20 protein-coding genes are annotated in these 22,107 nt (G+C 71.0%); 13 read left to right on the top strand and 7 right to left on the bottom strand.

Features of this window, described 5'->3' with window-relative positions; genetic code table 11:
* Window positions 1–38 precede the first annotated feature (38 nt).
* The 6 genes from scy to ACZ7L5_RS22120 all read left to right on the top strand — a co-directional run bounded on the left by scy (window position 39) and on the right by ACZ7L5_RS22120 (window position 9,144).
* On the top strand, window positions 39–3,887 hold the full coding sequence (gene scy, locus ACZ7L5_RS22145) for a polarized growth protein Scy (protein WP_471518441.1): 3,849 nt from the start codon (window positions 39–41) through the stop codon (window positions 3,885–3,887).
* A gap of 183 nt (window positions 3,888–4,070) precedes the next feature.
* Complete coding sequence (locus ACZ7L5_RS22140) at window positions 4,071–5,006, top strand: coiled-coil domain-containing protein (protein WP_328879272.1); 936 nt, start codon at window positions 4,071–4,073, stop codon at window positions 5,004–5,006.
* A gap of 86 nt (window positions 5,007–5,092) precedes the next feature.
* Window positions 5,093–6,055 (top strand): ATP-binding cassette domain-containing protein, encoded by a 963-nt coding sequence (locus tag ACZ7L5_RS22135; protein ID WP_328879273.1) that lies wholly within the window; start codon window positions 5,093–5,095, stop codon window positions 6,053–6,055.
* A 2-nt stretch (window positions 6,056–6,057) separates the two neighbouring features.
* Window positions 6,058–6,828: an ABC transporter permease gene (locus ACZ7L5_RS22130; RefSeq protein ID WP_328879274.1), complete on the top strand. Its 771-nt coding sequence runs from the start codon at window positions 6,058–6,060 to the stop codon at window positions 6,826–6,828.
* Between the two features lie 121 nt (window positions 6,829–6,949).
* Window positions 6,950–8,275 (top strand): ABC transporter ATP-binding protein, encoded by a 1,326-nt coding sequence (locus ACZ7L5_RS22125; protein WP_471518440.1) that lies wholly within the window; start codon window positions 6,950–6,952, stop codon window positions 8,273–8,275.
* On the top strand, window positions 8,272–9,144 hold the full coding sequence (locus tag ACZ7L5_RS22120) for an ABC transporter permease (RefSeq protein ID WP_328879276.1): 873 nt from the start codon (window positions 8,272–8,274) through the stop codon (window positions 9,142–9,144). Before ACZ7L5_RS22125 ends, ACZ7L5_RS22120 begins: the two co-directional genes overlap by 4 nt.
* 7 nt (window positions 9,145–9,151) lie before the next feature.
* Here ACZ7L5_RS22120 and ACZ7L5_RS22115 read toward each other — a convergent pair whose 3' ends face one another.
* On the bottom strand, window positions 9,152–9,484 hold the full coding sequence (locus tag ACZ7L5_RS22115) for an ATP/GTP-binding protein (RefSeq protein WP_363040784.1): 333 nt from the start codon (window positions 9,482–9,484) through the stop codon (window positions 9,152–9,154).
* Between the two features lie 223 nt (window positions 9,485–9,707).
* Here ACZ7L5_RS22115 and ACZ7L5_RS22110 point away from each other — a divergent pair, with 223 nt between their 5' ends.
* Window positions 9,708–10,739, top strand: a complete 1,032-nt coding sequence (locus ACZ7L5_RS22110; RefSeq protein ID WP_471518439.1) for an LLM class flavin-dependent oxidoreductase — start codon at window positions 9,708–9,710, stop codon at window positions 10,737–10,739.
* Between the two features lie 121 nt (window positions 10,740–10,860).
* Here ACZ7L5_RS22110 and ACZ7L5_RS22105 read toward each other — a convergent pair whose 3' ends face one another.
* Window positions 10,861–11,253: an SCO5389 family protein gene (locus ACZ7L5_RS22105; RefSeq protein ID WP_328879279.1), complete on the bottom strand. Its 393-nt coding sequence runs from the start codon at window positions 11,251–11,253 to the stop codon at window positions 10,861–10,863.
* Between the two features lie 265 nt (window positions 11,254–11,518).
* On the opposite strand from ACZ7L5_RS22105, the gene nucS reads away from it, so the two are divergent.
* A complete protein-coding gene (gene nucS / locus ACZ7L5_RS22100; protein WP_471518438.1) occupies window positions 11,519–12,190 on the top strand; it encodes an endonuclease NucS in 672 nt (223 codons plus the stop codon).
* A 79-nt stretch (window positions 12,191–12,269) separates the two neighbouring features.
* Here nucS and ACZ7L5_RS22095 read toward each other — a convergent pair whose 3' ends face one another.
* From ACZ7L5_RS22095 to ACZ7L5_RS22080, 4 genes are all read right to left on the bottom strand, one after another.
* Window positions 12,270–14,852, bottom strand: coding sequence for an ATP-binding protein (locus tag ACZ7L5_RS22095; RefSeq protein ID WP_471518437.1), 2,583 nt, complete (start codon window positions 14,850–14,852; stop codon window positions 12,270–12,272).
* Window positions 14,853–15,111: 259 nt separating this feature from the next.
* On the bottom strand, window positions 15,112–15,435 hold the full coding sequence (locus tag ACZ7L5_RS22090; RefSeq protein WP_030046661.1) for an STAS domain-containing protein: 324 nt from the start codon (window positions 15,433–15,435) through the stop codon (window positions 15,112–15,114).
* Window positions 15,436–15,648: 213 nt separating this feature from the next.
* Window positions 15,649–16,497, bottom strand: coding sequence for a 3-hydroxyacyl-CoA dehydrogenase family protein (locus ACZ7L5_RS22085; protein ID WP_471518436.1), 849 nt, complete (start codon window positions 16,495–16,497; stop codon window positions 15,649–15,651).
* A 139-nt stretch (window positions 16,498–16,636) separates the two neighbouring features.
* Complete coding sequence (locus ACZ7L5_RS22080; protein WP_471518435.1) at window positions 16,637–17,275, bottom strand: TetR/AcrR family transcriptional regulator; 639 nt, start codon at window positions 17,273–17,275, stop codon at window positions 16,637–16,639.
* Window positions 17,276–17,354: 79 nt separating this feature from the next.
* On the opposite strand from ACZ7L5_RS22080, the gene ACZ7L5_RS22075 reads away from it, so the two are divergent.
* Genes ACZ7L5_RS22075 through ACZ7L5_RS22065 form a run of 3 tightly spaced genes read left to right on the top strand, consistent with a single transcriptional unit; the run spans window position 17,355 to window position 19,483 of the window.
* Window positions 17,355–18,137, top strand: coding sequence for an ABC transporter ATP-binding protein (locus ACZ7L5_RS22075; protein ID WP_471518434.1), 783 nt, complete (start codon window positions 17,355–17,357; stop codon window positions 18,135–18,137).
* 10 nt (window positions 18,138–18,147) lie between these two features.
* Window positions 18,148–18,897: an ABC transporter permease gene (locus ACZ7L5_RS22070; protein ID WP_471518433.1), complete on the top strand. Its 750-nt coding sequence runs from the start codon at window positions 18,148–18,150 to the stop codon at window positions 18,895–18,897.
* A 13-nt stretch (window positions 18,898–18,910) separates the two neighbouring features.
* Entirely contained in the window at window positions 18,911–19,483 is a 573-nt protein-coding gene (locus tag ACZ7L5_RS22065; RefSeq protein WP_471518432.1) for a cob(I)yrinic acid a,c-diamide adenosyltransferase, read from the top strand.
* A 4-nt stretch (window positions 19,484–19,487) separates the two neighbouring features.
* On the opposite strand, the gene ACZ7L5_RS22060 is transcribed toward ACZ7L5_RS22065, so the two are convergent.
* Window positions 19,488–20,072, bottom strand: coding sequence for a hypothetical protein (locus ACZ7L5_RS22060; protein ID WP_471518431.1), 585 nt, complete (start codon window positions 20,070–20,072; stop codon window positions 19,488–19,490).
* A gap of 153 nt (window positions 20,073–20,225) precedes the next feature.
* Between ACZ7L5_RS22060 and ACZ7L5_RS22055 the strand changes: the two genes are divergently transcribed.
* The gene (locus tag ACZ7L5_RS22055; RefSeq protein WP_471518430.1) at window positions 20,226–21,413 is read left to right on the top strand and encodes a sensor histidine kinase; all 1,188 of its coding nucleotides are present in this window, start codon (window positions 20,226–20,228) and stop codon (window positions 21,411–21,413) included.
* Entirely contained in the window at window positions 21,410–22,051 is a 642-nt protein-coding gene (locus tag ACZ7L5_RS22050; RefSeq protein WP_471518429.1) for a response regulator, read from the top strand. The genes ACZ7L5_RS22055 and ACZ7L5_RS22050 overlap by 4 nt, the downstream gene beginning before the upstream one ends.
* Window positions 22,052–22,107 lie beyond the last annotated feature (56 nt).

The following is a 22,107-nucleotide window of genomic DNA, read 5'->3' as shown; positions in this document are numbered from 1 at the left end:
GGAGAGACTTGCGACCAGGGGACGGATGGGACCGCGCAGTGCGGGGCTACGAACGCCAGGAGCGAGAGCCGGCGGCTGACGTCGACCACCTCTCTCGGTTCGAGGCCGAGATGGATCGGCTGAAGACCGAGCGGGAAAAGGCGATCCAGCACGCCGAGGACCTCGGCTACCAGGTCGAGGTGCTGCGCGCCAAGCTGCACGAGGCGCGGCGGACCATCATGTCCCGGCCCGCCTTCGACGGCGGGGACATCGGCTATCAGGCCGAACAGCTGCTGCGCAACGCCCAGGTGCAGGCCGACCAGCTGCGCCAGGAGGCCGAGCGCGAGCTCAGCCAGGCCCGGGCGCAGACTCAGCGCATCCTCCAGGAGCACGCGGAGAACGCGGCCCGGTTGCAGGCCGAGCTGCACCAGGAGGCGGTCACGCGCCGCCAGCAGCTGGACCAGGAGCTGGCCGAGCGGCGGCAGACCGTCGAGTCGCACGTCAACGAGAACGTGGCGTGGGCCGAGCAGCTGCGCGCCCGTACCGAATCGCAGGCCCGCCGGCTCCTCGACGAGTCGCGTGCCGAGGCCGAGCAGGCCATGGCGACCGCGCGTGCCGAGGCCGAACGGCTCACCGGCGAGGCCCGCCAGCGCCTCACGGGCGCGGCCGAGGAGGCCCGCGCGGAGGCCGAGCAGATCCTGCTCCGGGCCCGTACGGACGCCGAGCGGCTGCTGAACGCCGCGTCCACGCAGGCCCAGGAGGCCACCGACCACGCCGAGCAGCTGCGCAGCTCCACGGCGACCGAGTCGGACAGCGCCCGCCGCCAGGCCACCGAGCTCAGCCGCGCCGCCGAGCAGCGCATGACGGAGGCCGAGGAGGCGCTGCGCAAGGCGCAGTCCGAGGCCGAGAAGCTGGTCGCCGAGGCCACCACGGCCGCCGAGAAGGCCCTGTCGAGTGCCGAGTCGGCCAACGAACAGCGCATGCGTACGGCCAAGGAGCAGGTCGCCCGCCTGGTCAGCGAGGCCACCAAGGAGGCCGAGAGCACCAAGGCGGACGCCGAGCAGGTCGTCACCGACGCCCGCGCGGAGGCCGAGAAGATCGTCGCCGAGGCCTCCGAGAAGGCCCGCACGATCACCGCCGAGGAGAGCGCGACCCAGCTGTCGAAGGCGGCCAAGACCGCCGAGGACGTCCTCAACAAAGCGCAGGAGGACGCCCAGAACACCACCAAGGCCGCGGCCGAGGAGGCCGAGCGGATCCGCAGGGAGGCCGAGGCCGAGGCGGACCGGCTGCGCGCCGAGGCGCACGACATCGCCGAACAGCTCAAGGGCTCGGCGAAGGACGACACCAAGGAGTACCGCGCCAAGACGGTCGAGCTGCAGGAGGAGGCCCGTCGGCTGCGCGGCGAGGCCGAGCAGCTGCGTTCAGAGGCGGTCGCCGAGGGCGAGAAGATCCGCGCGGAGGCCCGCAAGGAAGCCGTCCAGCAGATCGAGGAGGCGGCCAAGACCGCCGAGGAGCTGCTCTCCAAGACCCGGCAGGACGCGGACGAGCTGCGCCAGAAGGCCACGACGGACAGCGAGAAGGTCCGCACCGAGGCCATCGAGCGGGCCACGACGCTGCGCCGGCAGGCCGAGGAGACCCTCCAGCGCACCCGTCAGGAGGCCGAGCGGCACCGCGAGGAGGTCGTCGAGCAGGCCGAGGGCATCAAGGCCGACGCCGAGCGCGCCGCCCGCGAGCTGCGCGAGGAGACCGAGCGCGGCGTCGAGGCCCGCCGCACGGAGGCCGCCGACGAGCTGACGCGCCTTCACACCGAGGCCGAGCAGCGGCTCGCGTCGGCCGAGCAGGCACTGTCGGAGGCCCGTGAGGAGGCCGCCCGCATCCGGCGCGAGGCCGCCGAGGAGACCGACCGGCTGCGCACCGAGGCCGCCGAGCGGATCCGCACGCTGCAGCAGCAGGCCGAGGAAGAGGCCGACCGGCTGCGCACCGAGGCCGCGTCGGACGCCTCCACGTCCCGTGCCGAGGGCGAGGCCATCGCCGTACGCCTGCGTTCCGAGGCCGCGGCCGAGGCCGAGCGGCTGAAGTCGGAGGCGCAGGACACCGCCGACCGGGTCCGTGCGGAGGCCCAGGCCGCCGCCGAGCGGATCGGCACGGAGGCGTCCGAGACGCTGGCCGCCGCCCAGGAGGAGGCCACCCGGCGCCGCCGCGAGGCCGAGGAACTCCTCGGCTCCGCCCGCCAGGAGGCCGACCAGGAGCGCGAGCGGGCCCGCGAGCAGAGCGAGGAACTGCTGGCCTCCGCCCGCAAGCGGGTCGAGGAGGCGCAGACCGAGGCCGTTCGGCTGGTCGAGGAGGCCGACCGGCGCGCCACCGAGATGGTGTCGGCGGCCGAGCAGCACGCCCAGCAGGTCCGCGACTCCGTGTCGGGACTGCACGAGCAGGCGCAGGAGGAGATCACCGGCCTGCGCAGCGCCGCCGAGCACGCGGCGGACCGTACCCGCCGGGAGGCGCAGGAGGAGGCGGACCGGGTCCGCTCCGACGCCTACGCCGAGCGGGAGCGGGCCAGCGAGGACGCGGGCCGCATCCGGCGCGAGGCCAACGACGAGTCCGAGGCCGCCAAGTCCCTCGCCGAGCGGACCGTCGGCGAGGCGATCGCCGAGGCGGACCGGCTGCGCTCGGAGGCCGCCGAGCACGCACAGCGGGTGCGTACGGAGGCGTCGGACGCGATCGCCGAGGCCGACCAGGCAGCGTCGCGCACCCGGGCCGACGCCCGCGAGGACGCCAACCGGATCCGTTCGGACGCGGCGACGCAGGCGGACACCCTCATCACGGAGGCGCGTTCCGAGGCGGAGCGGCTCCAGTCGGAAACCGTCGCGGAGGCCGACCGGGTGCGCACCGAGGCGCGCTCCAAGGCCGAGAAGCTGGTCGGGGACGCCACGTCGGACGCGGAGCGGCTGCGCGCCGAGGCCGCCGAGACGGTGGGGTCGGCCCAGCAGCACGCGGAGCGGACCCGCAACGAGTCCGAACGCGTCAAGGCAGAGGCGGCCGCGGAGGCCGAACGGCTCGTGACCGCCGCCCGCGAGGAGGCCGAGCGCACCCTCGACGAGGCCCGCAAGGACGCGGGCAAGCGGCGCCAGGACGTGGCCGAGCAGGTCGACAAGCTCATCACGGAGACCACCGCCGAGGCGGACAAGCTGCTCACCGAGGCGCAGCAGCAGGCGCACAAGACGACCGCGGACGCCGAGGCGCAGGCCGACACCATGGTGGGCGCCGCCCGCAAGGAGGCCGACCGGCTGGTCTCCGAGGCGACGGTGGAGGGCAACTCGCGGGTGGAGAAGGCCCGTACGGACGCGGACGAGCTGCTCGTCGGCGCCCGCCGGGACGCCACCTCGATAAGGGAGCGCGCCGAGGAGCTGCGCGACCGCATCACGAGCGAGATCGAGGAGCTGCACGAGCGGGCCCGCCGCGAGTCCGCCGAGACGATGAAGTCGGCCGGGGACCGCTGCGACGCCCTCATCAAGGCGGCCGAGGAGCAGCTGTCCAAGGCGCAGGCGAAGGCCAAGGAGCTGGTCTCGGAGGCCAACTCCGAGGCGGGCAAGGTCCGTATCGCGGCCGTGAAGAAGGCCGAGGGCCTGCTCAAGGAGGCCGAGCAGAAGCGGTCCTCGCTGATCAAGGAGGCCGAGGAGCTCAAGGCCGAGGCGATCCGCGAGGCCAGGCGCACGGTCGAGGAGGGCAAGCGCGAGCTGGAGGTCCTGGTCCGGCGCCGCGAGGACATCAACGCCGAAATCTCCCGTGTCCAGGACGTCCTGGAGGCGTTGGAGTCCTTCGAGACACCGGCCGGCGGCAAGGACAACGGGGTCAAGGCAGGTGCGACCGTGGGCGCCCCTCGATCGGGTGGCAAGTCGTCAGACAGCTAGCGGGGCGAGCGGGTTCCGGTGTCTCCTGGGGCCTTTGACCAAGTTTTTGGCAAGCCGTCCAGCGGTTAGCCACTCAAAAGGGGTCTCATTCTCCAGATCAAACACGTATCCGCTCGATGACACACCGCTTCGGCCCCTAGGATTCCACTTATCACCTCACCGGTCTCATTCGACAGGAACCCCATGAGCGACACTTCCCCCTACGGCTTCGAGCTTGTGCGGCGTGGGTACGACCGCGCGCAGGTGGACGAACGCATCTCGAAGCTCGTCTCCGACCGCGACAGCGCTCTGGCCCGCATCACCGCTCTGGAAAAGCGCATCGAGGAGCTCCACCTCGAGACGCAGAACGCCCAGGCCCAGGTAACCGACGCCGAGCCGTCGTACGCCGGCCTCGGCGCGCGTGTCGAGAAGATCCTCCGCCTCGCCGAGGAAGAGGCCAAGGATCTGCGCGAGGAGGCCCGCCGCGCCGCCGAGCAGCACCGCGAGCTCGCCGAGTCGGCGGCCCAGCAGGTCCGCAACGACGCAGAATCGTTCGCTGCGGAGCGCAAGTCCAAGGCGGAGGACGAGGGCGTCCGGATCGTCGAGAAGGCCAAGAGTGACGCCTCCCAGCTGCGTGCCGAGGCGCAGAAGGACGCGCAGTCCAAGCGCGAGGAGGCCGACGCTCTCTTCGAGGAGACCCGCGCCAAGGCCGCGCAGGCCGCCGCCGACTTCGAGACGAACCTCGCCAAGCGCCGCGAGCAGTCCGAGCGCGACCTGGCGTCCCGTCAGCAGAAGGCGGAGAAGCGCCTCGCGGAGATCGAGCACCGCGCGGAGCAGCTGCGCCTGGAGGCCGAGAAGCTGCGCACAGACGCAGAGCGCCGGGCCCGCCAGACGGTGGAGACGGCTCAGCGCCAGGCCGAGGACATCGTGGCCGACGCCAACGCCAAGGCCGACCGGATCCGTTCGGAATCCGAGCGCGAGCTCGCGGCTCTCACCAACCGCCGCGACAGCATCAACGCTCAGCTGACGAACGTCCGCGAGATGCTGGCGACCCTCACGGGCGCCGCGGTGGCCGCCGCCGGCACCCCGGCCGAGGACGAGCCGATCTCCCGCGGTGTTCCGGCGCAGCAGACCCGGTAACCGTTCGGCGTACGTCGTCTGAACATCTGTGAAGCCCCTTGCCACTCGGGTGGCAGGGGGCTTTGCGGCGTTTTAGCGTGGTCGGCATGATCGAGCTCGAGGGGCTGACAAAGCGGTACGGCGAGAAGGTGGCGGTCAACAACCTCACCTTCGCCGTGAGACCCGGCATCGTCACCGGGTTCCTCGGCCCCAACGGCGCCGGGAAGTCCACGACCATGCGGATGATCCTGGGTCTCGACTACCCCACCGCCGGCGGCGTCCGTATTGACGGAAAGCGCTACGACCAGCTCAAGGACCCGCTGACGTACATCGGCGCCCTGCTTGAGGCCAAGGCCTGGCACGGCGGGCGCAGCGCCTACAACCACCTGCTGTGTCTCGCCCAGAGCAACGGCATCCCGAGGAGCCGGGTGCGCGAGGTGCTGGACACGGTCGGGCTGACGGCGGTCGCGCGCAAGAAGACCAAGGGCTTCTCGATGGGCATGGGGCAGCGGCTCGGGATCGCGGGCGCGCTGCTCGGCGATCCGCGGATCCTGATGTTCGACGAGCCGGTCAACGGGCTCGACCCCGAGGGCATCCACTGGATCCGGAACCTGATGAAGTCCCTGGCGGCCCAGGGGCGGACGGTGTTCGTCTCCAGTCACCTGATGAGCGAGATGGCGCTGACCGCCGACCACCTGGTCGTCATCGGCCAGGGACGGTTGCTGGCCGACACCTCCATGGCCGACTTCATCGAGCGCAACTCGCGGTCGTACGTCCGGATCCGCACCCCGCAGCGGGAGCGGCTGCTCGACGTCCTGCCCACGGCCGGGATCACGGCCGTGCAGACGGGTGACGGCTCGCTCGAGGTGGACGGCAGCAAGGCCGAGCAGATCGGCGAGCTGGCGGCGCGGCACGGGATCGTGCTGCACGAGCTGAGCCCGCAGCAGGCCTCCCTGGAGGAGGCGTTCATGCAACTGACCGCGGAGTCGGTGGAGTACCACGCGCACACCGGCGCGCCGCTGCCCCCCGAGCCGCGGCCGCAGTGGGGCGACGACTGGAGGAGGAGCTGAGCATGGCAGCCACGCAGGTCGTCCGCTCCGAATGGACCAAGATCCGGTCCGTGGCCTCCACCATGTGGACGCTGTCCCTCGCCGTGGTGGTCACCATCGCCCTCGGGATGCTGATCTCCGGCCTGTCGAACAGCGAGTTCGACAACATGAGCGAGCGGGACAGGCTCTCCTTCGATCCGACTTTCATCAGCTTCGCGGGGATGACCCTCGGTCAGCTCGCGCTGATCGTGTTCGGCGTTCTCGTCGTCTCGAACGAGTACAGCACCGGCATGATCCGCACCTCGCTGGCCGCGGTGCCGCGGCGTGGGACCTTTCTGGCCAGCAAGATCGCGGTGGCGACCGGCCTCGCACTGGTCGTCGGCCTGGCCACCAGCTTCGTCACCTTCTTCCTGGGGCAGGCGATGCTCGGCGACCACCGGGCCGAGATCGGCGATCCGGGAGTGCTGCGCGCGGTGATCGGCGGCGGGCTCTACATGACGCTCATCGCGATGTTCTCGATGGGCGTCGCCGCGATGCTGCGCTCGCCGATGCTGTCGCTGGGCATCCTGATGCCGTTCTTCTTCCTGGTCTCCAACATCCTCGGCAACGTCTCGGCCACCGAGAAGATCGGCCAGTACCTGCCGGACCAGGCCGGAAGCAGGATCATGCAGGTGGTCACCCCGATCGACGACGACAAGCCGTACGGCCCCTGGGGCGGGCTCGGGATCATGGTGCTGTGGGTGATCGTGGCGCTCGCGGGCGGTTACGCGACGCTCAAGAAACGGGACGCGTAGGGTCACGGTTGGCATGAGGTTTTACTTGCTCTTGAGTGGAACCGTCAGCGCCTCGGTATCCTCCTAACCCTTACGGGGGGCGTGTGCCCCGCTGTCCTGAACCTTTCGATGGGTGCGGAGCATGATCGAGGCAGTCGGCCTGACCAAGCGCTACGGCGACAAGACCGCTGTGTACAACTTGTCCTTCCAAGTGCGGCCCGGGTCCGTCACCGGCTTCCTGGGCCCGAACGGCTCGGGCAAGTCGACGACGATGCGGATGATCCTCGGCCTGGACAACCCGACGGCGGGCCATGTCACGATCGGCGGCTACCCGTACCGCAGGCTGCCCAACGCCCCCCGCCAGGTCGGCGCGCTGCTGGACGCCAAGGCCGTGCACGGCGGCCGGGCCGCCCGCAACCATCTGCTGTCGCTCGCCCAGCTGTCCGGTATCCCGCCCCGGCGCGTGGACGAGGTGCTGGGCGTGGTCGGCCTCCAGGACGTCGCCAAGCGGCGCTCCAAGGGCTTCTCGCTCGGCATGGGCCAGCGCCTCGGCATCGCCGCCGCACTGCTCGGCGACCCTCAGGTGCTGCTGTTCGACGAGCCGGTCAACGGCCTCGACCCCGAGGGCATCCTCTGGGTGCGGAACCTGATGAAGTCGCTGGCCGCCGAGGGCCGGACCGTCTTCGTCTCCTCCCATCTGATGAGCGAGATGGCGCTGACCGCCGACCACCTGATCGTCATCGGGCGCGGTCAGCTGCTCGCCGACATGAGCGTCAAGGACTTCATCGCGGCGAACTCCGCCGGCTTCGCCCGGGTCCGTACGCCCGACACCGAGCCGCAGCTGCGCGAGAAGCTGGCCGGCGCGCTCACCGAGGCGGGCGGGCACGTGCTGCCCGAGCAGGACGGCGGCCTCCGGGTGACCGGGCTGCCGCTCCCCCGCATCAGCGACATCGCGCACGACACCGACGTACGGCTGTGGGAGCTGTCGCCGCACCAGGCCTCGCTTGAGGAGGCGTACATGCGTATGACGCAGGGCGCCGTCGACTACCGCTCGACCGTCGACCAGAAGACCGGGCTCCAGCAGCCGCTGCCGCCCGGCGCGCAGCCGCCGATGCCGGTTCCGGGGCAGGGCCAGCCCGGCTGGTACGCCCCGCCGCCGCCGGAGCAGGGCGGGCAGCCGTTCGCCGCGCCGCAGGGTCAGCCGCTGCAGGGCGCGCCGGGTCAGGCGCCCGCCGGTCCCTACGGCGCTCCCGCCGCGCCCGGCGCCGCCCCGGGCGCCGGTACGGCCAACCCGTACGCCCAGCAGCCGCCGCAGGCGCCCCAGGGACCGCCTACGGCCCAGCCCGCCGCTCCGCAGGCCTTCGCCGCGCCCGCGCCCCAGCAGGCGCCCGCTCAGCCGTCCGCGCCGCCTGTCGCCCCCTCCGCCCCTGCGCCCGCCGCCCCGACCACGCCCGAGGACGCCCGATGAGCACGCCCCAGCCCCCGATGCCGCAGACCGCCGCACCGAACTGGCAGGCGGCGGCACCCGGCTCGTCGTACCCCACCTACACCTCGCCGATCCCCGTCGTGCGCACGCACCTCGGGCACGCGCTCGCCTCCGAGTGGACGAAGATCCGGTCGGTGCGCTCCACGATCTGGACGCTCGGCGTGTTCGTGCTGCTCGTCGTCGGCATCGGCCTGGCCGCCGCCGCGCTGGTCGCGGCCAACTCCTCCGACGGCAGCCTGAGCGGCGAGAGCCCGCTGGCCTTCGGCTTCTTCGGGCTGCTGCTCGGCAGCATGTGCATCATCACGCTCGGCGTGCTGACCACCGCCTCGGAGTACGGCACCGGCATGATCCGGACCACGATGACCGCGTGCCCGACCCGCGGCCGGGTGCTGCTGGCGAAGGCGATCGTGTTCTTCGTGGTCGCGTTCGTGGTGACGCTGGGGTCGGCCGTCCTCGTCGCCCTCGCCGACGTGGCCATGCTGGACGCTCGCGAACCCAGCACCCAGGAGTGGCTGAAGGGCACGGTCGGCATCTCGCTCTACATCGCGCTGCTCGGCCTGCTCTCGCTGGTCGTCGGCTCGATCATCCGGCACTCCGCGGGCGCGATCACGATCATGATCGGCGTCGTGCTGGCCCCGCTGGTCATGGCACTGTTCATGTTCTCGGAGTCCCTCCAGGACCTTCAGCAGGCCCTCTTCGAGTACTCCATCCCGAACCAGCTCAGCGTCTTCTACGCCCAGTCCCTCACCGACAGCGGCCCGTCCGGCTGGGAGCCGCTGTGGATCATGCTCGGCGTGACGGCGGCCGCGTTCGCCGCCGCCTACGCGCTGCTGGAGAAGCGGGACGTGTAGTCCCGGCTCAGAACCTCGGCGCGTTACGGGACCGCTGCACCCGCGTGGTGCGGCGGTCCTTCGCGTTCCAGCACGCCTTGTGCCAGTGCCGGCGGTCGTCGACGCCGACGTGGTCCGGCCAGGCGACGACGTGCGGGACGCCGTCCGGGATCAGCTGGTCGCAGCCCGGGCAGCGGTACGCCTTGCCCTGTGCGCTCGCCCCGGCCACGTGCCGCACGTTCCACTCCTCGCCCTGCCAGCTCTCCGTGGACTGCCAGCCGCCGTAACGGCCGGAACGGTCGTCCTCGGCACTGTGTTCGGACGAGCCGACTCCCTTGGGTCGATTGCGACGCGGGGACACGGAACACCTCACGGGGCTATACAGGATGCGGGGGCCGTGTCCAGCCTACGCGGCACGGTCAGGGGTAGTCGTACGGCACCAACCCCCACAAGTCCCCCGCTCCGACGAAGCATTCTGCAGACAATCCGCAAATCTCTTCGTCAAGCCGTGTCCTCGGCACGTGTCAGACGGTTATGCCGGGTGGGGGAGCTCCGCGTCGGAGCCAAGGAAGCAGGAAAAGGCAATGCACGTAGGTAGTTTCGTGTTGGCGGCCCGGTTCCCGGGACAGGGCGACGGGGAAGCGCTGCACCGCGCGGTCCGCTCCGCCGAGGTCGCCGAGGAAGCGGGGCTCGACACGGTCTGGCTGGCCGAGCACCACTTCGTGCCGTACGGCACCTGTCCGTCCGCGATCACGCTGGCCGCGTTACTGCTCGGCCGTACCCAGCGGTTGCGGGTCGGCACGGCGGTCAGCGTACTGCCCACCGCGCATCCGGTGGCCCTCGGCGAACAGGCCGCGCTGCTGCACATCGCCTCAGGCGGGCGGTTCTCGCTGGGCGTGGGGCGCGGCGGGCCCTGGGTCGACCTGGAGGTGTTCGGCGCGGGCCTGCGGGCGTACGAGGAGGGGTTCCCCGAATCACTCGATCTGCTGCTGCGCTGGCTGCGCGAACCCTCGGTCGCGGCCGCCGGCGAGCAGTTCGGCTTCCGCGAGGTCCCCGTCGTGCCCAGGCCGTCGGAGTGCCTCACGGAGGCCGCCGCGGGTCCCGAGGTCGTCGTCGCGTGTACGTCACCGCACAGCGTGCGTCTCGCGGCCGAGCGCGGGCTGCCGATGCTGCTCGGGATGCATGTGGGCGACGAGGAGAAGGCCGAGACGGTCGCCCTGTGGCGGGAGTACGCGCGCGCGGCGGGGCGGCCCGCCGACGAGATCCGCGGTGCGGCCCATGTGTCGGCCGGCGTCTGCCAGATCGCGGACCGGCGCACGGACGCGGTCGAGACGCTGACGAAGGCGATGCCGGGCTGGCTGCGGCAGGGCCTGGAGGCCCATGTGACGGTGGACGGCCGGCATCGCGCGATGCGCGACCCGCTGGCGTACACCGAACTGCTCTGCGGACTGCACCCGGTGGGCACCCCGCGCCTGTGCGCCGACCGCCTGGCGGCGACCAGCGAACGGACCGGGATCTCCCGCTTCGCCCTGCTCGTCGAGGGCTCGGGCGACCTGGCGGCGACCGAGGAGAACGTACGGCGACTGGGCGCCGAAGTCCTCCCCCACCTCGGCTGAATCGCCCTGTCGCGGATCAACGGCCCGGTCCTTCTGGGGGCTTGCGGTCCTGCAGGGGGCTTGCCGCCCCAGTACTGATTGCACCTCCCGCGTACGGAGCGGCAAGCAAGCGGCTACTGCATCAGCAGTCCCTGAATTCCGGCGACTGGTTCATCACCTGACTGCGGACCGAGGTGAAGCGGGTCAGCGTCTCGTCGACCGAGGAGTCAAGCGGGAACACCGCCACCCGGTGGCAGTTCTGGAAGGCCAGTCGCACCCCGAAGTGCCGCTGCAGCGCGCCGCGTATCGCGTCACTCGCAAGCGCACGCAGCAGCTGGCCACGTGCCTGCTCGTCCGGCGGGGGCGTCTGGTTGTCGGCGAACGAACCGCCGTCGACCTTCAGCTGGGCCACCAGGGAGCTGATCATCTCCCACGCATAGGGCAGGGAGGTCCGGACGCAGTCGACGAAGGCGGCTTCGTCGACCTCGCCTCGCTCGGCCTGTTCGAGTAGGGCCGGTGAGACGTCGAGCGACATGGGTTCTCCTCTCGCACCCCCGCAGCAGCGGGGGTTGCCGGACAGATAGGGGAGTTCGCGATATCGAACACTCTGCGTACACGCCTCGCGACCTCCCGTTTAATACGGTAGGCAACGGACGGTGACGGCACCAGGAGAATGCGTACATGGGCGGTCCTCGTTAGGCGCACAATCGGCCAGAAATGAACAGGGGCAGTCCGGGGTCTTACGGACTCCCCCAGGGCGAATCGCGTCGACACCGGCCCGTCGAGTAGCGTTGCGGACCATGCGTCTCGTCATTGCCCGATGCTCCGTCGACTACGCGGGCCGGCTCACCGCCCACCTGCCCTCGGCGCCCCGTCTGATCCTGGTCAAGGCGGACGGCAGCGTCTCGATCCACGCGGACGACCGGGCCTACAAGCCCCTGAACTGGATGTCGCCGCCCTGCACCCTGAAGGAGGGTGACGGCGAGCAGAAGGACGTCTGGACGGTCATCAACAAAGCGGGCGAGAAGCTGATCATCACGATGGAGGAGGTCCTCCATGACTCCTCGCACGAACTGGGCGTTGACCCCGGTCTGATCAAGGACGGCGTGGAAGCGCACCTCCAGGAGCTCCTCGCCGACCGCATCGAGATCCTCGGCGAGGGCTGCACGCTCATCCGCCGCGAGTACATGACCGCCATCGGCCCGGTCGACATCCTGTGCCGGGACGCCGAGGGCCAGACGGTCGCGGTGGAGATCAAGCGGCGCGGCGAGATCGACGGCGTGGAGCAACTCACGCGCTATCTGGAGCTGTTGAACCGGGATCCCCATCTCGCTCCGGTCCGCGGCATCTTCGCGGCCCAGGAGATCAAGCCGCAGGCCCGGGTCCTGGCGACGGACCGCGGCATCGGCTGCCAGGTGCTGGACTACGACGCGATGCGGGGCATCGAGGACGACAAGCTGCGGTTGTTCTGACGCGCCGTTCTTGGCAGTTGTACGACGAAGAGGGCCGGGTCCTGATGATGGACCCGGCCCTCTTGTCCTGAAGCGAGCGTCAGATCAGGGAGTCGGAGCCGCCGCTGGGCGAGCCCTCGTCCGTGCTCTGTGGAGCGGATGCCGAGCTGGTGGTCTCCGTCGGGCTGGAGGAGGCCGGGCCGCTGGCCGACGTCGAGCTGGTCGGAGTGTCCGTCGGCGAGGTCGTCGGGTCCTCCGTCGGCGTCTCGGTCGGCGGGTCGGTGGGCTCCTCGGTCGGCGGGTCCGTCGGGTCCTCGGTCTCCGTCTCGGTGGGCGGCTTGGGCGAGGTCGGCGGCTTCGACGTCGACGACGGAGGCTTGGTCGGCGAGTTCGACGGACCGCCGCCCGGCTTCGTGCCGCTCGGGTCGTCCGACGGGTCCGTCGCACCGTCGGTCGGCGTCGGGTCGTCCGAGGTGCCGTACGTCCCGTCGGGGCCCGGGTCGGTCGGGCTGCCGGTGGGCGCGCCCGTGTCGCCGGAGCCCTCCCCGTCGTCGTCCTCGGCCTTGTCGGCGCCGAGGCTGTCGTCGCCGACGCCCTGGCTGGCGGACGGGTTGGGGCCGACCTGGGTGGCCGGGCCGTCGGGGTCGTTGTCGGACGTGGCGCCGAGCGTCACCACCGTGCCGAGCACGGCCACGAGCAGCGCGCCCGCGCCGGCCGCGACGAGGTTGCGACGCGCGAAGCCCCGGACGCCGCCGCGGCCCTTGTGCGAGGCCGGGGACGACGCAGACACAGACGTGGCGCGGTGCGTGACCAGGGTCGTGGCGTCGCCGGCGGGAAGGAATGCGGCCGGTACGCCTCCCGGCGGCGACTGCGACTCCTCGTACCGCGCGTCCGGCACCTCCTCGCCCGCCGTCGCGCCGAACGCGGCCACCCCGGGCGTCGTACCGGAGCGGTCCGACACCAGGGCGAGGGCGCGGCGGCCCGCGACCGTGCCGCGCTTGTCGGCCAGGGCGCCGCGCAGGCCGATGGAGGTCTCCAGCTCGGCGCGGGCCCGGTCCAGCCGGCCGCCGCAGAGCGCGAGGACGCCCAGCTCGTGGTGGAAATACGCCTGTTCGGTGACGTCACCGGCCAGGCGTGCGGCCTCGGCACCGGCCCGCAGGACACGCTCCCAGGCACTCCAGCACAGCCCCGCCGCGAACGCGGGCGCCGCCGTGCGGGCCAGCAGCACCGTCGGGCTCTCCTCGCCCTCGGCGGGCGGTGTGGTGCCCGGCACGAGCACCGCGAGGGCGGCGAGCACGGCGTCCGCCTCGGCGGCGACACGCTCGGGCGTGACCGAGGGGTGCCCGGCCCACCAGGTGTAGTGCTGCGCGGCCGTGAGGGCGCCCTCACGGACGTCCTCGGTGTATCCGGCGGCCTCCAGCTGGGCCTGCACTCCGGCGGCGAGGCGGTAGCGGGAGCCGACCGGCGTGACCAGCCCGCAGTCGGTCAGCTCGCCGAGGGCGGCGTCCGCGTGGGTGTCGCCGACCAGGGCCGGCAGATGCGCCTGGTGCGGCACCTCGCCGCCGAGCGCGACGGCGAACCTCAGGGTGGCACGGGCCGAGGCGCTGAGCCGTGAGGCGAGCAGCGGAGCGGGTCCTGCCGCCTCGCCGAGCGAGGGCAGGGGTGTCTCCACACCGCCGCTCTCGGTGCCGAACGGGGCGTCGACGGGCCCGTCGAACGGGGCGTCGACCGGCGGCACGTCCTCGAAGACGCCGTACTCGTCGACTGCGTCCGCGCCGGCCCGCAGCCGGTCCCGCTGCCGCAGCAGGGCTCCGGCCTGGACGAACCGCAGCGGCAGACCCTCCGACTCGAACCACAGGTCGCCCGCCCAGTTCGCCTCGTCCTCGGTGAGGACCCGGCCGACCTGGCGCTCCAGCAGCTCCACGCTGTCGGCGCGCTCAAGGCCGCCGAGGGCGACCTCCTCGATGCCGGACTCGGTGGACGGGGCGGGCACGTCGGGCGTGGCGCCGATCAGGAACGCGCACTCGGGGGTCGCGTCAAGCAGCTCGTCGAGCGCGGCGCCGCCGAACTCGATGTCGTCCAGGACGACGACCGCGCCGATCTCACGCACGAAGCCGAGCAGTTCGTCCTGATCCGGACGGTGCAGGGGTGCGCCGTAGACGGAGTAGAAGAGCTCGTACAGCAGATCGGCGGGCGTGCGGCGGTAGCCGGTGAGGCGGACCACGCCGTCGGGGGCGAGGTCCTCGCAGTCCTCGGCGACGAGATCGAGGAGGCTGGTGCGGCCGGCGCCCGGCGAGCCGACCAGGCGTACGGAGCGGCCGCGGGCCAGCATCCGTACCAGCTGTTCGCGCTCGTCCTGGCGGGCCAGGAGCGGCTGGGCGGGACGGGTCGGTCCCGGCGGCACGGGCGGTGTGGCGGCGCGGTCGACCTCGGCGCGTTCGGCCGGGGTCAGCTTCTCGGGCCGCGTGGGCCGCTCGGCCGGCGGGCAGACCTCGATCTCGCTGCCGTCGACGGGGTTGACGGTGAGCAGGAAGTCGCCCGAGACCAGCTGCACCGTGCGGGCCAGTGCGGGCGAGTGCTGTCCGAAGTCGGGTGTGAGGGGATCCCTGGGCGGGCGCTGGCGGGACGACTGGCCGTCGCCGTCATGGCCGTACTCCTCGGGTCCCCGGGTGTTCGGGTCCATCGGTTCAAGCCCCCCAAAAGCGTCTCGTGTGCGTCGGCGGCCCCTCCCGGCCTTTGCACACCGCGCTGTCGCTTCTGGTCCGGGCCCGCTCGAAGGGGTTTGTCTAGGCAGCGGGCAGCCGAACCCTAAACCTTCGCACAGTATCTACGACAGGTCGGGGTACCGCGCCGCCCGAGACATCACAGTCTCGTGAGAATTGTTCGCGACGTACGATTCGCAACCGGAACGTCCGACTGTCCCGCCCCACCCGTGCCGGGCGTCACACCCGAGGCAGGGACTCCACCCCGATGCCGCCCTCGATCGCCAGGATCCGGTGCAGCCGGGTGGCCACCAGCAGGCGCTGCATCTGCGGCGGTACGCCGCGCAGCACCAGGCGCCGGCCGCAGCGGCCGGCCCGCCGGTGGGCTCCCATGATCACCCCGAGTCCGGTGGCGTCCCAGGAATCCAGCTCGGACAGGTCCAGCACCAGATCGCCGACTCCGTCGTCGACGGCCGAGTGCAGGACCGTACGGGCGTCCGCCGCGCTGCGGACGTCGAGGACGCCCCCGACGACCAGTTCGGCGTGGTCGCCCCTGATGTGCATATGCGCTCCCCAAGCGTGCGTCGTGCTCCGCGATGCGTTGCCTGTTGCCTGTGCCTGTATCTGTGCCTGTGTCTGCTGTGAGTCTTCGCTGTGGCCGGTGATGCAACCTCTGACTGCGTTGAGGGGCCTGAGGTTGCCGTCTGTAAGCGAACCGATACCGAATTCACCCCATCGCGTGATGCGTGCAGGGGCTGTGCGGTGCTTTACGAAAGCTCAGTAGCTGTAGAAGCCTTGCCCGCTCTTGCGGCCGATGTCACCCGCGTCCACCATCCGGCGCATCAGCTCCGGCGGGGCGAACTTCTCGTCCTGGGACTCGGTGTAGATGTTGCTGGTGGCGTGCAGCAGGATGTCGACGCCGGTGAGGTCGGCCGTGGCGAGGGGGCCCATGGCGTGACCGAAGCCCAGCTTGCAGGCGAGGTCGATGTCCTCGGCGGTGGCGACGCCCGACTCGTAGAGTTTGGCGGCCTCGACGACGAGCGCCGAGATGAGGCGGGTCGTCACGAACCCGGCGACATCCCGGTTGACGACGATGCAGGTCTTGCCGACCGACTCGGCGAACTCGCGCGCGGTGGCGAGGGTTTCGTCGCTCGTCTTGTAACCGCGGACCAGCTCGCACAGTTGCATCATCGGGACCGGCGAGAAGAAGTGCACACCCACGACCCGCTCGGGACGCTCGGTGGCGGCCGCGATCTTGGTGATCGGGATGGCGGAGGTGTTGGAGGCGAGCACGGTGTCCTCGCGCACGACCTTGTCGAGGGCGCGGAAGATCTCGTGCTTCACTTCGAGCTTCTCGAAGACGGCCTCGACGACGATGTCCGCGTCCGCGGCGGCGTCCAGATCGGTGGTCGCGGTGATACGGGCCAGGGCGGCGTCGGCGTCGTGCGCCTCCAGCCTGCCCTTGCTGACGAACTTGTCGTACGACGCCTTGATGCCGTCGGTGCCGCGCTTCAACGCCTCGTCGGTGACGTCACGCAGGACCACGTCCCAGCCCGCCTGAGCGGAGACCTGAGCGATCCCGGAACCCATCAAGCCGGCGCCGATGACGGCAAGCTTCCGTGCCACTGTTGCGACTCCCCTTTGAAACGCCTTACACCCTGTTTAGGTTGCTCTTCGGCGGACCTTAGCGCTCGTGAGGGACTGTGTGACCGGTTAGTAACGCGAGTCACGTCTCACTTGACGGACATCACACCGGCACGGGCCATTACGCGCCACGGACGGCGTAGTTGAGCACCTTCTCGCTCAACAGCTCCTCCATGTCGTCGAGAAGGACCAGCATCTCTCGTGATACTTCGTCCGGATTGCGACCCTTGAGCATCTCGCGGCCGACGGCGACGAAGACGGTGCCGTGGATCCAGGAGATCTGACCCGCGATCAGCCCGGGGAGCGGGTCACCGTCAGCCGCACCGGCCTCCTCGCGCAGGGTGGCTTCGAGGTGGTCGAGGATCTCCTGCTGGAGGCTCCACAGCCGGGAGCGCAGCGGCGGCGCCTCGTGGATGACGCGCATGAAGCGGTCGTAGCCCTCCAGGAGGCCGATCCGCGGCGAGACCGCCTCGACCTCGGCACGCATTTCACGCAGCACGGCCCGGGCGGCGGACTCCCCTTCGTCCCGGCCGCGCACCCAGCGGGAGAGCTGCTCGACGACGCCGGCGGAGCGGTCGAAGAAGAGGTCCTCCTTCGCCGGGAAGTAGTTGTAGACGGTGTTCACGGAGACGTCGGCGGCCTCCGCCACGTCCGCGATGGTCACCGTCAGGAACCCGTGCTCCAGGAACAGCCCGGTGGCGATGTCCGAGAGCCGCTGCCTCGTCTCGCGCTTCTTCCGCTCCCTGAGCCCTTCAGCCATGACTCCATCCTAGCTTCGCTGGGCTTTCTGAAACTTTGGGTCCATTGCAAAATTTAAGAGACTCTGTTTTTCTGGGGCTATGCCCATCATCAGTACGGCCGGACTGGCCCGTACCTTCCAGACGAAACTCGGCCCGGTCGAGGCCGTGCGCGGCATCGACCTGACCGTCCGCGAGGGCGAGATCCTCGGCTTCCTGGGCCCGAACGGGGCCGGCAAGACGACGACCCTGCGGATGCTGACGACCCTGCTGGCGCCCACCGGGGGCGCGGCCACCGTGGCGGGCTGCGATCTCGCGACCGATCCCGCCGGAGTGCGGCGGGCGTGCGGTTACGTGGCCCAGTCGGGCGGGGTCGACCCGCAGATCAGCGTGCGGGAGGAGCTGGTCACCCAGGGCCGGCTGTACCGCCTGACGAAGCCGCAAGCGACCGAGCGCGCCGAGGAGTTGGCGCGCGACCTGGACCTGACCGACCTCCTCGACCGCAAGGCCGGCGCCCTCTCCGGCGGCCAGCGGCGGCGCCTCGACATCGCGATGGCGCTCACGCACCGCCCGAAGGTCCTCTTCCTCGACGAGCCGACGACCGGCCTCGACCCCGGCAGCCGCGCCGACCTGTGGGCCCTGATCCGGCGCCTGCGCGACGAGCACGGCACGACGGTGTTCCTGACCACCCACTACCTCGACGAGGCCGACGCCCTCTCCGACCGCCTGGTCGTCGTCGACCGGGGCGTGGTCGTGGCCGAGGGGACGCCGACCGCGCTGAAGCTGCAGTACGGCGGCTCGATCGACGCGAGCCTCCAGGACACGTTCCTCGCCATCACCGGCCGCGGTCCCGCCCGGGCCGACGCCGCCCCCGTAGCCGTATAGGACCCCTCTGATGCTGCTGCACGACACGGCCCTCATCTACGGCCGCTATCTCCGTCAGTCCCTGCGCTCCCGCTTCGCCCTGCTCTTCGGCGTGCTGATGCCGCTGCTGTACCTGCTGTTCTTCGGCCCGCTGCTGACGGATCTGCCGCTGGGCGGGGAGGGGAGTTCATGGCAGGTTCTCGTCCCCGGCCTGCTGCTCCAACTCGGCTTGTTCGGGGCGTCGTTCGCCGGGTTCTCGATCATCATCGAGAAGGGCCAGGGGGTGGTCGAGCGGATGCGGGTGACGCCCGTCAGCCGGCTCGCCCTGCTGCTGGGCCGGGTGCTGCGCGATGCCACGGTGTTCGTCTTCCAGGCTGTGCTGCTGGTGCTCGCGGCGCTGGTGATGGGCCTGCGGGCACCCCTGCCTGGCGTGCTGATCGGATTCGCGTTCGTCGGACTGCTGACGGTGTCGCTGGCCTCGCTGTCGTACGCGCTCGCCATGAAGGTCCGTACCCCGCAGGAGTTCGGCCCGGCGATCAACGCCATGACGATGCCGATGATGCTGCTGTCGGGCCTGATGCTGCCGATGACGCTGGGGCCGACGTGGCTGGACGTGCTGTCGCACTTCGTACCGTTCCGCTATCTGGTGGACGCCGTGCGCGACGCGTACGTCGGCTCGTACGCGACAACGCCCATGCTGTACGGCGTTCTGGTCGCGATCGCCTTCGCCGCGCTGACCGTGACGGTCGGCACACGCGTGTTCCGAACCGCCGGAGCGTAACTACGCTGGCCACATGGTCAATCTGACGCGCATCTACACCAGGACCGGCGACCAGGGCACCACCGCCCTCGGCGACATGAGCCGGGTCGCCAAGACCGATCTGCGGATCTCGGCGTACGCCGACGCCAACGAGGCCAATGCGGTTCTCGGCACCGCCATCGCGCTGGGCGGGCTCGACGAGGAGGTCGTCAAGGTCCTCACCCGTGTGCAGAACGACCTGTTCGACGTGGGCGCGGACCTGTCGACGCCGGTGGTGGAGAACCCGGAGTTCCCACCCCTGCGGGTCGAGCAGTTCTACATCGACAAGCTGGAAGCCGACTGCGACCACTTCAACGAACAGTTGGAGAAGCTGCGGTCCTTCATCCTGCCGGGCGGCACACCGGGTGCGGCCCTGCTGCACCAGGCCTGCACGGTCGTACGCCGTGCCGAGCGCTCGACGTGGGCGGCGCTGGAGGTCCACGGCGAGGCGATGAACCCGCTGACGGCGACCTATCTGAACCGCCTGTCCGACCTCCTGTTCATCCTGGCGAGGATCGCGAACAAGGAGGTCGGGGACGTGCTGTGGGTGCCGGGCGGGGAGCGCTAGGAGTTCACCGGCGGGCGTTCTCCTTCGGCGCGGCGAACCGGTCGGCCGACGCTGTCTCACCCTTGGGCTGCTTTGGCCAGATCAGATAGGCCAGCGCGACCAGGCCGTGGATGCCGGCGGCGCGCAGCGCCACCCACTGGAAGGACCGCAGGGACGAGGTGTCGCCGTCCCCGACGTACCAGACGGCGCCCTGGAGGAGCGCACAGGCCACCGCCGCCGCGAGCAGCGTCCGCAGCCACAGGCGTCCCTCGTGCCGGGCCCTTGCCATGCCGTACTGCGGTGGCTTGGGCGGGCGCGGGGCGCCGGCCAGGCGGTGGGCGGCGTGGCCGTCCAGCCAGCGGATCGTGTAGTGGCCGTACGCCACGGTGTAGCCGATGTAGATCGCTGCCAGGCCGTGCTCCCAGCCCGGCTCGGCACCGTTCTTCAGGTCGATCGCCGTGGCGACGAACAGGACCAGCTCCAGCACCGGCTCGCACAGCAGCAGCACCACGCTCGTGCGGCGCCACTTCAGCAGGTAGCGGACGGACAGGCCCAGGGCCAGCAGCACCCAGAAGCCGACCTCGCAGGCGATGATGAGGGCGACGATCACAACTTGCTCCCTTCGGTCACCCTTCCAGGCTCCCGTCGGGACAGGGCGCTTTCGTCGTCGCCACTGACGAACTCGCGGTACATCGAAAGATGCAGTCCAGGACCCTTCCCGGGAATCAGGCGCGGACCGCGCACACCGTGTTGGATGGGAGCCATGCTCCTCCCCCGCCCGCGCCGCTTCGACGTGTACATCGCTGTCGGCGGGCTGCTCGGCGGCCTGCTGCTGGTGAGCATCGGCCTGGGCACCCGGCCCGCCGACGACCCGATCACGCTCTTCGAGGGCCCCTGGCCCATCCTGGTGCCGCTCGGCGTCATGGCCTGCTGCGAGCTGCTGCGCCGGGCGGCCCCGCGCACAGCCCTGCTGACCGGCTCGGTCGCGATCTGCGCGGACGTCGTGACGCAGGGCAATCTGGCGACGGTCCTGATGTTCACCGACATCGTCTACGCGGCCGTGCTGTACGGCCCGCTCGCCTCGGCCCGCCGCATCCAGTGGATCACCGGCCTGCTCACGGTGGCCGCGACACTGGTGCCGTTCGCGGTGTGGCGCAAGCCGGAGGCGCTGCTGATCGGCGTGGTCGTCGGAGTCGTGGCGTACGGTCCCGCCGCCACGGGCTGGATCGTGCGCAACCACCGTGACGCCGCCGAGGCCGCCCGGCTGCGCGCCGAACAGACCGCGCTGCTCGCCGAGATGGACCGCGCGCAGGCCGTGACCTCGGAACGCTCGCGCATGGCACGCGAGTTGCACGACATGGTCGCCAACCACCTGTCCGCCATCGCCATCCACTCGACGGCCGCACTTTCCCTCGACGATCCGAAGACCTCCCGGGACGCCCTGACGGTCATCCGCGAGAACAGCGTCGAGGGCCTCGCCGAGATGCGCCGGCTCATCGGCATCCTGCGCGACTCCAGTGGCGACACCGAGCCGGTCGCCGCCCCCACCCTCGACGGCCTGGACGCGCTGGTCGAGGGCGCCCGCACCAACGGCCTCGACGTCCACCTCGACGCGGACCCCGGCACCGTCCCCACCCCCGTCGAACTCGCCGCCTACCGCATCGTGCAGGAGTCGCTGACCAACGCCCTCAAGCACGCCGGGCCTGGCCGGGTCAAGGTGTCCCTCGCCCGCCGGGACGGCTCGCTCACCGTCACGGTGACCAGCCCGTACGGCGACCGTGACGGCCCGCGCGCCCCCGGCTCCGGCGCCGGCCTGGTCGGCATGCGGGAACGCGTCGCGCTGCTGGACGGCACGTTCGAGGCCGGCCCCGAGGACTCGCCCGACGGCAAGGTCTGGGCCGTACGCGCCGCCCTCCCCGTCACCGACACCGTCGAAGGAGATCCCGCATGATCCGCGTGCTCGTCGCCGAGGACCAGTCCGCCGTCCGTGCCGGGCTGGTCCTCATCCTGCGCAGCGCGCCCGACATCGACGTGGTCGGCGAGGCGGCGGACGGTGAGCAGGCGGTGACCCTGGCCCGTGAACTGCGGCCCGACCTGGTGCTGATGGACGTACAGATGCCACGCCTGGACGGGGTGTCGGCGACCCGGCAGGTCGTCGCCGAGCGGCTGGCCGACGTTCTCGTGCTGACCACCTTCGACCTGGACGAGTACGTGTTCGGGGCGCTGCGGGCGGGCGCGTCCGGGTTCCTGCTCAAGAACACCGACGCCAAGGACCTGCTGGAGGCGGTACGCACGGTCGCGCGCGGCGAGGGCCTCATCGCCCCGGCCGTCACCCGGCGTCTGATCTCGGAGTTCGCCGCGAAGCCCGTGCGGGAGCCGACCGCCGACCTGTCCGTCCTGGACAGCCTCACCCGGCGCGAGCGCGAGGTGCTGTCCTGCCTGGGCGAGGGCCTGCCCAACGCCGACATCGCCTCCCGGCTCGACATGGCCGAGGCGACCGTTAAGACACATGTCAGCCGATTGCTGGGGAAACTGGAGCTGCGCAGCCGGGTCCAAGCGGCCGTATTGGCACAGGAGTTGGGCATCTGAGGTTTATGCCTCGGAACTGGTCCAGACCTATTGACCGGTGGTCCAGACCTTTCTAT

The organism is Streptomyces sp. NPDC107528 (assembly GCF_055639295.1).
This window is presented reverse-complemented; position numbering and strand designations above follow the sequence as displayed.